This is a genomic window from Rhodococcus sp. NPDC054953, from assembly GCF_053609225.1.
The window spans coordinates 57,473-70,523 of the sequence record NZ_JBSGXD010000007.1 but is presented as its reverse complement, the minus strand read 5'-3'; the positions used below and the strand labels follow the sequence as shown (position 1 = coordinate 70,523).

The 13,051-nt window shown below is 69.2% G+C and carries 13 protein-coding genes; 7 read left to right on the top strand and 6 right to left on the bottom strand.

What is annotated here, in order from left to right; translation table 11 throughout:
• Window positions 1-28: 28 nt before the first annotated feature.
• Window positions 29-649: a TetR/AcrR family transcriptional regulator gene (locus ACWF62_RS07330; protein WP_452629733.1), complete on the top strand. Its 621-nt coding sequence runs from the start codon at window positions 29-31 to the stop codon at window positions 647-649.
• 45 nt (window positions 650-694) lie between these two features.
• Here the strand turns inward: ACWF62_RS07330 and ACWF62_RS07325 are convergent, their stop codons facing one another.
• The gene (locus ACWF62_RS07325) at window positions 695-1,759 is read right to left on the bottom strand and encodes a saccharopine dehydrogenase NADP-binding domain-containing protein (protein ID WP_452629732.1); all 1,065 of its coding nucleotides are present in this window, start codon (window positions 1,757-1,759) and stop codon (window positions 695-697) included.
• Between the two features lie 100 nt (window positions 1,760-1,859).
• Here ACWF62_RS07325 and ACWF62_RS07320 point away from each other — a divergent pair, with 100 nt between their 5' ends.
• From ACWF62_RS07320 to ACWF62_RS07305, 4 genes are all read left to right on the top strand, one after another.
• A complete protein-coding gene (locus ACWF62_RS07320; protein WP_378509380.1) occupies window positions 1,860-2,774 on the top strand; it encodes an AraC family transcriptional regulator in 915 nt (304 codons plus the stop codon).
• Window positions 2,775-2,966: 192 nt separating this feature from the next.
• Window positions 2,967-3,698 (top strand): flavodoxin family protein, encoded by a 732-nt coding sequence (locus ACWF62_RS07315; protein ID WP_452629731.1) that lies wholly within the window; start codon window positions 2,967-2,969, stop codon window positions 3,696-3,698.
• 74 nt (window positions 3,699-3,772) lie between these two features.
• The gene (locus tag ACWF62_RS07310) at window positions 3,773-4,459 is read left to right on the top strand and encodes a glyoxalase (protein ID WP_452629730.1); all 687 of its coding nucleotides are present in this window, start codon (window positions 3,773-3,775) and stop codon (window positions 4,457-4,459) included.
• A gap of 90 nt (window positions 4,460-4,549) precedes the next feature.
• Window positions 4,550-4,960, top strand: a complete 411-nt coding sequence (locus tag ACWF62_RS07305) for a VOC family protein (RefSeq protein ID WP_378509377.1) — start codon at window positions 4,550-4,552, stop codon at window positions 4,958-4,960.
• A gap of 6 nt (window positions 4,961-4,966) precedes the next feature.
• On the opposite strand, the gene ACWF62_RS07300 is transcribed toward ACWF62_RS07305, so the two are convergent.
• Complete coding sequence (locus tag ACWF62_RS07300) at window positions 4,967-5,626, bottom strand: TetR/AcrR family transcriptional regulator (protein WP_452629729.1); 660 nt, start codon at window positions 5,624-5,626, stop codon at window positions 4,967-4,969.
• 181 nt (window positions 5,627-5,807) lie between these two features.
• On the opposite strand from ACWF62_RS07300, the gene ACWF62_RS07295 reads away from it, so the two are divergent.
• Complete coding sequence (locus ACWF62_RS07295) at window positions 5,808-7,913, top strand: ABC transporter permease (RefSeq protein WP_378509375.1); 2,106 nt, start codon at window positions 5,808-5,810, stop codon at window positions 7,911-7,913.
• 126 nt (window positions 7,914-8,039) lie between these two features.
• Here ACWF62_RS07295 and dmpG read toward each other — a convergent pair whose 3' ends face one another.
• Genes dmpG through ACWF62_RS07280 form a run of 3 tightly spaced genes read right to left on the bottom strand, consistent with a single transcriptional unit; the run spans window position 8,040 to window position 10,833 of the window.
• Window positions 8,040-9,071 carry a 4-hydroxy-2-oxovalerate aldolase gene (gene dmpG, locus ACWF62_RS07290; RefSeq protein WP_378509374.1) on the bottom strand — a complete coding sequence of 344 codons (1,032 nt, stop codon included), beginning with the start codon at window positions 9,069-9,071 and terminating at the stop codon, window positions 8,040-8,042.
• The gene (locus tag ACWF62_RS07285; RefSeq protein ID WP_378509373.1) at window positions 9,068-10,012 is read right to left on the bottom strand and encodes an acetaldehyde dehydrogenase (acetylating); all 945 of its coding nucleotides are present in this window, start codon (window positions 10,010-10,012) and stop codon (window positions 9,068-9,070) included. Before ACWF62_RS07285 ends, dmpG begins: the two co-directional genes overlap by 4 nt.
• Window positions 10,009-10,833: a 2-keto-4-pentenoate hydratase gene (locus tag ACWF62_RS07280; RefSeq protein ID WP_378509372.1), complete on the bottom strand. Its 825-nt coding sequence runs from the start codon at window positions 10,831-10,833 to the stop codon at window positions 10,009-10,011. The genes ACWF62_RS07285 and ACWF62_RS07280 overlap by 4 nt, the downstream gene beginning before the upstream one ends.
• A gap of 68 nt (window positions 10,834-10,901) precedes the next feature.
• Between ACWF62_RS07280 and ACWF62_RS07275 the strand changes: the two genes are divergently transcribed.
• Window positions 10,902-11,663, top strand: coding sequence for an IclR family transcriptional regulator (locus ACWF62_RS07275; protein WP_378509371.1), 762 nt, complete (start codon window positions 10,902-10,904; stop codon window positions 11,661-11,663).
• Here ACWF62_RS07275 and ACWF62_RS07270 read toward each other — a convergent pair.
• Entirely contained in the window at window positions 11,660-12,820 is a 1,161-nt protein-coding gene (locus ACWF62_RS07270) for an alpha/beta hydrolase (RefSeq protein ID WP_378569591.1), read from the bottom strand. The two genes, ACWF62_RS07275 and ACWF62_RS07270, sit on opposite strands and share 4 nt — an antisense overlap.
• Window positions 12,821-13,051: the final 231 nt, after the last annotated feature.

Here is a 13,051-nt window from a genome sequence, read left to right as displayed (position 1 = left end):
GAGGTTCGTATCGGGCTAGGATCCCGGCATGCCCATCGACGACCGCGCGCTGCCGCTGCGTGAACGCAAACGGCTCCGCACCCGCCGCGCTCTCGCCGACGCCGCGCTCCGGCTGTTCACGGAGAAGGGTTTCGCCGCGACCACCGTGGAGGAACTGGTCGATGCGGCCGAGGTGTCGCGGAGCACCTTCTTCCGGGCCTTCCCCACCAAGGAGGCCGTTGCCGTCGAGGCCGAAACCGAGCTGTGGGCCAGCTATCTCGACGCCCTGGACGCCACCGACCTCGGCGGCCCGGTCCTCGCCGCGCTCCGCGACATCCTCACCGGCGCGGTCGCCGAGCTCGCGGATGACTGGGACGTCCGCTACGTCGCCACCCGCAAGCTGGTGCTCACCGCCCCCAGCCTGCTCGGCCACGTCGACTACGCGCGATCAGGGGTGGAAACTCAAGTTGCCCACCAGATAGCGCGAAAGCTTGCCCTCCCTGACGGAGACCTGCGCCCCCGTGTTCTCGCCGAGCTGACCACCACCGCATGGAGTATTGCCGGGCGCGGCTGGGTCGCCGTCGATGCGAGCGGGGGCCGGGCCGAGCTCATCGAACGCCTGCACCAGGCATTTGTGGTCATTCCCGACGCACTCGGACTGTCGGCGTGAACAGGTGCGACCCAGGACGAATGGGGGTCGGCAATACGCCCTCGTTTACCGGACCGGGGTGATCTGCCACGTGATGTCGTGACCGGCCAGGGAATTGAGGAACTCGGTGGGGTCGAAGGCTTCGGCGGGGGCCAGTGCGCCGGGCTTGAGGTCGTCGGTCGCGAGGCGGGTGGCCGCCTCCACTGCCATGATCGCGGTGTCGCGGTAGGCGTCCGGGCCGGTGAGCACGCCGCGTACCGCGGTGCCGTCTGCTCCGATGGCGTCGAGCACCAGCTCGTAGCGGAGGTCGGTGCTCGGCTCGGGCAGTGCATCCAGCAGTTCCGGGGTGAAGCCGGCGAGCTGGGCGAGCATGTCGGCCTCGACGACGCCCGCCACGAAGGACACGTCGGTGTGCCGGGGAATGGTGAGAACCGGGGGTTGCTGGAATTTGGCGACCACGGTCGGGTCCGCGTCGCCAGGGAAGGTCATCAGCGCGTGCCGGTCGATCGGGCCGGTGCGCAGTGCGCCGTCCGCGAAGTGCCAGCCGCCCGAGCGGAACCAGTCCAATCCGGCCAGAACGGTTTCCGCGCTGCCGCGCGATCCTCCGCCCTCACCCCGGGTGACCAGGCTCATCACGACCTCGGCCGGTGCTGCCACCTCCCGCGCGGCCAGGTGACCGAGCAGGTCACCGGGCAGGTTGCTGTTGGTGATGCCGCCGAGGATCGTCACGCTGGCGGCTTCGGCGCGTGGACCATACTCGTCGAACACCTTCGCCAGGAACAGTTGCTCACCGGAGGTGTCGGTGTAGTGCGCACCGGCCGCGATGGCCGCGGCCAGCACCGGTTCGCCGAACGCGACGTAGGCGGGCAGAGTGCTGATGACCACGTCGGCATCGGTCAACGCGGTGGTGAGAGTGACCGGGTCATCCAGGTTGGCGAGCCGGATCTCGGCGTCGGGCAGGCCCGCGGCGGCGGCCGCCGCATGCAGACGGGTAGCGTTGCGGCCCACCAGAATCGGAGTGAGGCTACGACGCCGGAGTTCGCGCAGGACGTATCCGCCGGTATGGCCTGTGGCTCCGTACACGGCGATGGTGGGGCGGTGGCCATTCGGGTGCTGTGTGCTGTTCGTCATGAGTACGAAGCTATGGGGGAGCGTTCGGGGATTGAATGGCTCATCGGCTCACCCCGATGCCCGAATGACTCACCGGTCGGTCGATCAGTAGATTGGCGCCGTGGACGTGCTCAGTGACACCATCACCGCCATCCGCACAGGTGCTCCGACCTGCGGCGTGTTCATTCGGCACGCACCCTGGGGGCGGGACTATCCCGTGGTGCCGGGCACCGGATTCCACGTGGTCCTCGCGGGTTCGTGCTGGCTGGTGCCACCCAGCGGTGCGCCGATCGCGCTGGGCGCCGGGGATGTGATTCTGATGCCGCGCGGGTCAGGCCACGTGCTCGTGGACAGTCTCGACAGTGCGGTGACCGAGCAGGCCCACCTCGGGGAACCCCGCGAGCTCAGCGGCCCCGGTGTGCGTAGCGAATTGATGTGCGGCGCCTACGCATTGGGTCGGCAGCGTAGCCATAGACTGCTCGACGAGTTGCCCGATTTCGTGCACATCCCCGTGCGGCCGGGTGCTGATCCGGGGTTGCGTGGGCTCGTCGACGTCTTGGCCATGGAGCTGGCGCGGCCGCGCGCTGGAACCGACGCCGCCGTTCCGGCGCTGCTGGAGACGCTGCTGCTGTTCGCGTTGCGCGTCTGGTTCGAGAAGCAGGCCCCCGCCCGGACGGGCTGGGCCGGAGCATTCGCCGATCCGGGCGTGCTTGCCGCGCTCCGCGCCATCCACGATGCACCCGAACGAGCCTGGACGGTGCCTGAACTCAGCGCCGTCGCCGGGGTGAGCCGGGCGACGCTGACCCGCAGATTCGCCGCCACGGTCGGTGAACCGCCGCTGTCCTATCTCACCCGCTGGCGCATGCTCACCGCGGCCCGGTTGCTCCGTGACACCGACACGCCTCTGGCCGGTGTGGCCCGCAAAGTCGGCTATCAGAGCGAGTTCGCCTTCGCGAAGGCGTTCAAACGTGAATACGGTCTTGCGCCCGGTCAGTACCGGCGCGGCGACGATGGCGAGAGCGTCGTCGCCGTCTGAACACGCAACCCCCGCCGTCACCAGCGCCTTGAATCGCGTGGAATGGCCATCTGGCTGTGCAGGCCTCCGACGCGCGAGAACCACGGAACAGGGGCGGGGTCGCGTCGCGGCCGGGCCAGGTTTGGCGTGCGACTGCTCGGGGACCCGCCTATCGTGGAAGCTCGGATCCGCCGTCCTACTCGGAGGTGCCCGATGTCCGGTCCCGAGTCCCCGGAGTCGCGTCCCGACTTCACCGGCCTGCTTGCGGTGTATGTCAACTGCACCCTCAAGCGGTCCCCGGAGCGCAGCCACACGCAGGGGCTGATTGATCGGAGCGTGTCGCTGATGCGGGAGTCTGGGGTTGCGGTCGACCAGATTCGCGCGGTCGACCACGACATCGCGACCGGCGTGTACCCGGACATGACCGAGCACGGGTGGCCGAGCGACGAATGGCCGCGCCTGTTCGACCGGATCCTCGCCGCCGACATCCTGGTGCTGGCCGGCCCGATCTGGTTGGGCGACAACAGTTCCGTGATGAAGCGGGTGATCGAGCGGCTGTACGGCTGCTCGGCGATCCTGAACGACAAGGGGCAGTATGCCTACTACGGCCGGGTCGGTGGGGCGCTGTTCACCGGCAACGAGGACGGCGTCAAGCATTGCGCGATGAACGTGCTGTACAGCATGCAGCACCTCGGGTATGTGATCCCGCCGCAGGCCGACGCGGGCTGGGTGGGGGAGGCGGGCCCCGGCCCGTCCTACCTGGACGAGGCGTCCGGCGGACCGGAGAACGACTTCACCAACCGCAACACCACGTTCATGACCTACAACCTGATGCACCTTGCGGCAATGATCAAGGCGGCGGGGGGAATTCCCGCGTACGGCAATCAACGGTCGCTGTGGGACGCGGGCTGTGCGCCGACCTTCCCCAACCCGGACTATCGCTGACGCTGGAACCGGCGGTTCGTGGACCGGCATCGTCTGCTAGCTTCGAGCACCCGATTCCCCACGAAAGGGTCGCCGTGCCGCGAACTCCGGAACTACCCGCCGCCGACACCGTAACCCCCAACGAGGCAACGGTGCCGCTGCTGCCCTGCCTGTCGGTGGACGACACGCTCGCGTTCTACCGGGCACTCGGATTCGAGGTCACCTACGAGATGACCCGCCCGTACCTGTACCTTGCGCTGTCGTTCAGCGGATTCGAGGTGCACTTCGGAACGGCGCCGGAGGGTCTGGATCCCACCAGGGAGACCTCGGGTGGTTGTCTGGTGCTGGTGGACGCGGTTGCCCCGTACCACCGGGCGTTCAGCTCCTCGCTGCGCACGGCACTCGGGCGGGTTCCCGGCCGTGGCCTGCCCCGGATCACCCGATTTCGGGAGGGGCAGAGCCGCTTCACCGTCGTCGACCCCTCCGGCAATAGTCTGATCTTCATTCAGCGTGACGAGCCGGACGTCGAGTACGGCGGATCGAGCGGACTGAACGGGTTGGCCAGGGCGGTCGACAACGCCCGAATCTTCCGGGAGTTCAAGAACGACGACGCGACCGCGGCGCGGGTGCTGGACGTGGCGCTGCGCAGGTTCGGTGAGGCGGCGGACGACGCGACTCTGCTCGGCGCCCTCACCGCCCGCGCCGAGGTGGCGATCGCGCTGGACGACCCGGCCACCGCCGACGAGCTGGCCGGCCGGATCCGGGCGCTCCGAGCGCAGTAGCGCTCGCGGTCGCCTGCGGGGCTTGCCAAGGCGGCTCCGGGGCGGTAGTTGTGGAGCAGCGTCGCGTGCCGGTGGCGGACTGCGTCAGGCATGGAGGCGTCGGACCAAGGGGTTTCCTTGACCATCTCGCTCAACCACACGATCGTCGCTGCGAAGGACCGGCAGCATTCGGCCTACTTTCTCACCTGGCTCCTCGGGCTCCCGGACCCGGTGCCCGCGGGCCACTTCCTCGCCGTGCGGCTCGAAAACGGGGTGACGCTCGATTACGCCGAACCGCCGGACGGCGTCGTGCCCGCGCAGCACTACGCCTTCCTGGTCTCGGAGGAGGACTTCGACGCCATCTACGGCCGCATCGGCGAGATCGGTCTCGAGCACTGGGCGGACCCGCGCCAATCTGCGCACGGAATCAACCGGAATGATGGCGGGAGGGGAACGTACTTCCTCGACCCGTCCGGACACTTTCTCGAGATCATCACCCGGCCGTACGGTTCCGGGGGGTAGTGGGCCTCAGAGCAGCGTCGACGAATCCGGGTGGAACGGACTGGGTTCCGACACCGGGGCGCCGAGTAGTCCCGCGGCGGCATCGGTAAGGAAGTTGCCAAGCGCCGCCCAGTCGGCCGGGCGGTTGCCCGCGGCAATGCCCGACTCGTACTCGGCGCACACGTCGAAGATCATCCGGCTCAGGATCCAGGCCCGCCCGACCATCACCTCACGGTCGAGGTGGCCGAGGTGTGTCATGGCGAGGGCCCGGATCCGCTCAGATTCGGCGGAGATGCTCGCCGCCCGCTGCGCGAACAGCGCCGCCGCCGTCGGGTTGTGGCGGGCCTGGTTGATGAACCGGGCCCGCCACGATGGCGGTGGGAGCAATGAAAATGCCTGTGTCGCAGGAAGGATCATGCATCGCAGGTAGTCAGTGAGGCTGCCGTCGGTGCCGATGTCGTGGAGCATGGCGGTGCGTAGTGCGTCGGTGCTCGCCGCCTGCCGGTCGAACAGTGCCCGGATCAGGCCGTCCCGGTCACCGAAGTGGTAGGCGACCGCGGAGTGATTCGAGTTCCCCGCCTGCTCGGCGATGCGCCTGCTGGAGATCTGGTCGATGCCGTACCGGCCGAACAGTTCCTCGGCCGCGTCCATCAGCGCGGTCCGCGCCTGCTCGCTCTTGCGCGCCATCTCGCTCCCGTTCGTCGGTGGCACCGACCGATGTGGTCGTCGGTGAACCGTGTCCATGATCCCGCGCGCGGTGAGACCAACGTCATGGCGGGCCGATATGGCACGATTTAAGACACGTGGCGTAAATTTGGGGGGTGTCCGGTAGGCGCCGGGCTCCCAGCCACGCAGACGAGGAGTATTCGTGACCGAACACGTGCAGCCGCTGTCCGAGGAGGTGGAACTGGTGGATCCCGCGGCCGAGGCGGCGCGGGAACGCAAGATGCGGATCGCCCGCTATGTGGGCATGCTGATCTTCCCGTTTCTGATGGTGACGATGCTGGTTGGCGGCTACCTCGGCGCGATGCATGCGCCGACGCCACACGACCTGCCGGTCGCCGTGGTCGGCGCGAGTCCCGCCGACTCCGCCCGCCTCGCGGATGCGCTCGACGCCACCGACCCGTCCGCGCTCGCCGCCAGGGTCGCCGACGACGTCGATCAGGCACGCGCACTCGTCACCGACCGCGAGGTCGTTGGTGCCGTCGTGTTCTCCGGCACCGGCGAGGCCACCGTCCTCACCGCGGGCGCGGCTGGCGCGTCCCAGGCGTCCACCGTCACCAACCTGCTGGTGCCGTTCGCGGCCGAGCAGGGCGCCACCGTCCAGACGGACGACCTCGCACCGCTGCCCGCGCACGACGGCGCGGGCCTCGCCGTCATGTTCATGACCACCGCCCTCGCGCTCGCCGGCTACATGCCGCTGAGCCTGATCCTGTCGGCGGCCCCGGAACTGCTCCGCAAGCGCCGCATCTTCCCGCTGCTCGCGGGCTGGGCCGCACTGGTCGCCGCCGTCGTCTGGGTGGTCGCGGACCCACTCCTCGGGGCCGTCCAGGGCCACACCGCCGCGGTTCTCGGGATCTGCTGGCTCGGCGTGTTCGCCATCTCGGCGGTGCAGTTGTTCCTCACCCGGATCTTCGGGCCGCTCGCCGTGCTCGTCGGCATGCTCTTCCTGATGGTGCTCGGCATCCCCGCCTCCAATTTGGGCATGTCGGTGCACACGATGCCCGGCATGTTCTCGGTGCTGTACACCTTCCTGCCGTCGCCCGCGATCGGTGAGGCACTGCGTTCGGCGCTGTACTTCGGCGGAACCGGCCTGACCGGACACCTCGTTGTTCTCACCGTCGGTGCCGTGGCGGCCATCGCGTTGACGGTGGTCGTCGACGTCCTGCGGCGGCGCAGGAACCCCGAGACGGCACCGCCCGAGGTGACGATCGCGTCCTTCACCGGCGGTCGTCCGCAGTCCCGGCGGGTCCGCTACGCCACGATCGTGCTGTTCCCGCTCGCGATGGTCGTGATGATGCTGTCGATCATGACGTCGGCGATGTACCAGCCGTCGCCGCGGGAACTACCGGTCGCGGTCGCCGCCGCAGACCCCGTCGAGGCCGAGCGGATGGCCGCGGGCCTGGACGGGTCGATGGCGGGCATGTTCGACGTCCGGATCGCCGCCCCCGACGAGGCGGAGCAACTGGTCGTCGACCGAACGGTGGTCGGTGCGTTCGTGCTGCCGAGCGTCGACAGCCCGACGGCGACGCTGATCACCGCGGGAGCCGCAGGCATGAGTCAGCAGCAGGTCGTCACCACCGTGTTCACGCAGGTGGCGCAGCAGCAGGGCATGGCGCTGACTACCGCGGACGTGACGCCGCTCAGCGCCGATGACACCGTCGGCACGGTGAGCATGTACCTCGCGATCGGCTGGATGATGTCCGGATTCATGCTGATCATCGTGATGTCGACGGCGGCACCGGAGCTGCTGACCCTGCGTAGGCTGCTGCCGATCGCGGCAGGCTGGGCGGTCGCGATGTCCGCGGTCGTGTGGCTCATCGCGGGACCGGTCGTCGGAGCGGTGTCCGGGCACGCCGGGCAGCTCATCGGTGTCGGTGCGCTCGCGACGTTCGCGATCTCGCTGTTCACCACCGTTTTCGCGCGGCTGATCGGCATGCTCGCCGTGCTCCCCGTGATCCTGGTGGTCATGTTCCTCGGCGTGCCCGCCTCGGGCGGCGGGATGTCGATCTACCTGTCGCCCGAGATCTTCCGGACGCTGCACGACATCCTGCCGATGCCCGCCGCGGTCGAGTCGGCCCGCTCGATCCTCTACTTCGGCGGTGGGGGCGTCGGTGGCCACCTGGTGACGTTCCTGGTCTGGGCCGCCGTCGCCCTCGTCTGCGTGCTCGGCATCGAATGGTTCACCGACCGCAGGCAGGGCACACCGCCCGCCGAACCGGTGACCGAGGAGAAGGTCGCCGCGCTGGTCTGACGGACGGCGCGAATGCCCCTGTGCACACCGCTTCTGCGGCACGCGCAGGGGCGTTCGACGCAGAAAACCCCTGTGCACACCCGAAGAGGTGTGTGCACAGGGGTTCTGCGCGTGGCGTGGGGGACGCTACTTGGCGGCCGCCTCGCGCTCGGCGACGATGTTCAGCGCGATGTCGATGAGCATGTCCTCCTGGCCACCGACCAGCTTGCGCTTGCCCGCCTCGAGCAGCAGGGTGCGCACGTCGACGCCGTAGCGCTCCGACTGGATCTCGGCATGCCGCAGGAAGGACGAGTACACGCCCGCGTAGCCGAGGGTCAGCGTCTCGCGGTCCACCCGGACCGGCCGGTCCTGCAGCGGGCGGACGATGTCGTCGGCCGCGTCCTGCAGCTTGAACACGTCGCAGCCGTGCTTCCACTCGTACAGGTCCGCGACCGCGATGAAGGGCTCGATCGGGCAGTTGCCCGCGCCCGCACCGTGTCCGGCGAGTGACGCGTCAACGCGGTAGACGCCCTCCTCCACGGCCACAACGGAGTTGGCGACCGACAGCGAGAGGTTCTCGTGGGCGTGGATGCCGATCTCGGTGCCCTCGTTCAGCACATCCTTGTAGGCGCGGACCCGGTCCCGGACCCCACCCATGGTCAGGCGTCCACCCGAGTCGGTGACGTAGACGCAGTGCGCGCCATACGATTCCATCAGCTTGGCCTGCTTCGCGAGCTCCTCAGCGGGTGCCATGTGGCTCATCATCAGGAAGCCGGAGACGTCCATGCCGATCTCGCGGGCGGTCTCGATGTGCTGCGCGGAGACGTCGGCCTCGGTGCAGTGCGTCGCGATGCGCACCGAGCGCACACCCAGCTTGTATGCGTGCTTGAGCTCCTCGATGGTGCCGACACCGGGCAGCAGCAGCGTGGTGAGCCGCGCGTGCTGCAGAACGTCGGCCGCGGCCTCGATCCACTCCCAGTCGGTGTTCGAGCCCGGGCCGTAGTTCACCGAACCGCCGGCGAGTCCGTCGCCGTGCGCGACCTCGATCGCGTCGACGCCCGCCTCGTCGAGCGCCTTGACGATCCGCTTGACGTTGTCCGTCGAGATCCGGTGGCGCACCGCGTGCATGCCGTCACGGAGGGTGACGTCCTGGACGAAGATGGTGGGGTTGGTGCTCATCGGCCTGCTTCCTTCTGCTGTGCGATCCGCTCCGCGATCTGCTGTCCCGCCGAGGTCATGATGTCGAGGTTGCCTGCGTAGGCGGGCAGGTAGTGGCCCGCGCCCTCCACCTCGAGGAAGATCGACACCTGGTGCGTCGGGCGGTTGCCGTCCACGATCAGGGTCTCGACCGGCTGGTCGGCCGGGATCTCGGTGATCTGCACCTGCTGCTTGAGGCGGTAGCCGGGCACGTAGGCGGCGACGTCGCCGACCATCTTCTCGACGGACTGGCGGATCTCGTCGTGGGTGGCCGGGTCCGGCGCGTCCACGAGGCAGAAGACCGTGTCGCGCATCATCAGCGGCGGCTCGGCCGGGTTGAGGATGATGATCGCCTTGCCGCGCTTGGCTCCGCCGACGGAGACGATCGCGGCTGAGGTGGTCTCGGTGAACTCGTCGATGTTCGCGCGGGTGCCCGGACCGGCCGACTTCGACGCGATCGACGCGACGATCTCGGCGTACGCCACCGGAACGACGCGGGAGACCGCGGCGACCATCGGGATGGTGGCCTGGCCGCCACAGGTGACCATGTTGACGTTCTCGGCGCCCAAGTGCTCGTCGCCGTTGACGGCGGGGATCACGTACGGGCCGATCGCGGCGGGCGTCAGATCGATCATCCGCTTGCCGAGCGGGCGCAGCCGGGCGTCGTTGGTGACGTGCGCCTTGGCCGAGGTGGCATCGAAGACGATCTCGATCTCGTCGAAGTTCGGCAGGTTCACCAGACCCTCAACACCCTCCGCGGTGATCGGCACGCCCAGCGCCGCGGCGCGGGCCAGACCGTCCGAGGCGGGGTCGATGCCGACCATCGCACCCATCTCCAGGTGCTCCGAGTGGTTCAGCACCTTGATCATCAGATCGGTGCCGATGTTGCCCGATCCGATGATCGCGACCTTGACCTTGCTCATGCGTTCACTCCTTCCGTGAAACGTGTTGTCACGGAACCGAGTCCGGACACTGTGACGGTGACGGTGTCGCCGGCCTGCACCGGCGCCATCGGGCCGAGTGCGCCGGACAGGATCACCTGTCCGGCACGCAGCGGCTGACCGAGTTCGCGGGCGGTCTGTGCCAGCCACACGACGGCCTCGATCGGATCGCCGAGGCAGGCCGCGCCGTTGCCGCTGGAGACCTCGACGCCATTGACGGACATCGACATGGTGACGTTCACCGGCTCGACCTCGTCGAGGGTGCGCCGCTCGGTGCCGAGGACGTACACGCCGGACGAGGCGTTGTCGGCGACGGTGTCGCTGAACCGGATGTCCCAGCCCTGGATCCGGCTGTCACAAATCTCCAGCGCGGTGACCGCGTAGTCGACGGCGTCGCGGACCTGCGCGGCGTCGAGCGGGCCGTCGATCAGATCCTTGCCGAGAACGAAGCCCACCTCCCCCTCGATCTTCGGCTGGATCAGCCGCGACATCGGGATGTCGGACCCGTCGGCGAAGTCCATGTCGTCGAAGAGCACACCGAGGTCGGGCTGGCCGACGCCGAGCTGCTCCTGCACGGCCTTCGAGGTCAGGCCGATCTTGCGGCCGACGATCCGGGCACCGGCCTGCACCCGGCGCTCGTTGAACTGCTGCTGGACCGCGTAGGCCGCCTCGAGGTTGGCCTCGCCGATCAGGTCCCGGATCGGGGCGCACGGCACACCGTCCGCCGCGGCGGCCGCGAGGCGGTCCGCTGCGGCGGCGATGTCGGATTCGCTCGCTGCGATGGAGTTGGTGGGCTGGCTCATGCTCCAACTGTTACGGGATTCCGTCGCCCGGACCAGGCCTGCGTCTCACTCAGCGATACGCTCGGCTGATGACCGGAGGCGTGAACCTCGACACCGTGCTCGGCAAGGCGGTGACGATCCTGCGCGCCTACCGCCCGGACGATCAGGTGCTGCCGCTCGCCGAGCTGGTCCGCCGGACCGGACTGCACAAGGCCACGGTGCACCGCCTCGCGGGTGAACTGGTCGCCAACCGGCTCCTTGACCGGGTGGACGGCGGCTACCGGCTCAGCGGCGGCCTGTTCGAACTCGGCATGCTCGCCTCGCTCGAACGCAGCCTGCTGGAGATGGCGATGCCGTTCCTGCAGGACCTGTACGAGCGGACGCACGAGACCGTGCACCTCGGGGTCCGCGACGGGCACGACGTGGTGTACGTCGCGAAGATCGGCGGCCATCGACAGGCGAAGTCCCCGTCCCGCACCGGCGGCCGCATCCCGCTGCACTGCTCCGCGATCGGCAAGACGCTGTTGGCCTTCGCCGCCCCCGAGCTTCAGCGCGAGGTGCTGGCGGGGCCGTTGGTCCGGCGGACCCCGCATACCATCGTTGCGCCGGGAATCCTTGGCCGCCAACTGGATAGGATTGTCGAGACGGGTGTCGCGTTCGAACACGAAGAGTCCGCGCTCGGCATCAACTGCGTCGCTGCCCCGGTCGTCGGCCGCGGTGGGGAGACGGTCGCCGCGATCAGCGTCACCGGACCGACGGGGCGGTTCCGTCCGGAGACCCAGGTCGCGGCCGTCCGCGCCGCCGCCGCCGGGCTGGGTAGCACGATGGCCCGCCGGGACCAGTTGCGCTAGGCGGTCATCCCGAACGATCGGGCCAGCGTCGGCCACGCCTGCGGCAGCTGGTCCCGCCAGTACACCCACGCATGGACACCGTCCGGCTGATATCGGACGGTCGCCGGAATCCCGAGGTCGTCGAGTCGCGCGTCGAGCCTGCGGGTGCAGGCGTTTGCCGAGGCCTCGATGGTCGCGCCGACCGTCACCCGGTCCTGGTAGTCCGGAATGTCGGGGGTCTCGTACCGGCCCGGTGATCCCGGCATCACGGACAGGAAAATGTCCATGCCGCGCAGCGCCTCGGCGCCCCGAACGCTGTCATGCGCCGCCCATCCGGGGCCGCCGACCTCGCCCCATGCGTTGACCGGGTCGCCGCCGCGGGACGAGATCGTCCACAGCACGCTGAGCTTGCCGACGTCGTCCATCGTCGAGTAGCAGCCGCTCATCGCCGCGATGCCGCGGTACATGCCGGGATGCCGGTGCGCGAGCATCATCGCGCCCTGCGCACCCATCGAGATGCCGAGCAGCGACTTGACCCCGTTCGTGCGCAGCCGGGCGTCGAGCAGCGGCGGCAGTTCCTCGGTGAGGAACGTCTCCCACTTGTGCAGCCCGACGGCGGGGTCGATCCGATCCCAATCGGTGTAGAGGCCGGACACCCCGCCGTTGGGCATCACGACGTTGACGTTCTTGTCCGCGAAGAACGCCGGGACGCCGCCCATCGTGACCCAGCCGGACGTCTGCTCGTTCGCGTCGACCCCCTCAAGCGCGTAGAGCGACGGCCTCGGCACCGAATTATCCTTCGGCAGAAGAACTTCCACTCCTACCTCGCGGCGGAGTGCGGGCGAGGCGACGGTGAACCGGACGAGCCGGTCGGTCATGCGCTCCTCGCCGACGATCGCCGCCGCCGTGATGTCGTCGCGTAGTTCGGGGAGGACGGGGTGCTCGTTCTGCAGCGGGCCAGGGATCGTGGATCCGCCGGTCACGCTGCCGCCGTCCGAGCCGGCGGCACTTCCGCTGCTGCCGAGCAGGTCGCTGCTGCCCGGCACCGCGACGGCGGGCGCGACCGGGACCGCGAGCAGCGCGGCAACGGCGACGGCGCAGGCGCAGGCCCGCAGCGTGCGGGGACGCCGGTCGAGCGTTGCCGCGGCGTGGATCGGTGCGGGACGGGTCGAACGCACGGCGGCTCCCGGATTCGGTTGTTGGTGGGCGCGCTGAACCTACACCGTCGGTGCGGCGTCCCCGACCGGAACGGGTGAGGACCCGATCACCGGTCGCCAACGAGCAGTGGGGGGACCCGGGGAAGGGGGGGGTCCCGCCCGGGGGGTCGCGAAAGCCGCCCCAGTTTTGTCCCTTTTCTCTCCCTCCCACGGCCCCCCCTCCCCCCCTTTCTCCTGGGGAGCCCCCTTCTT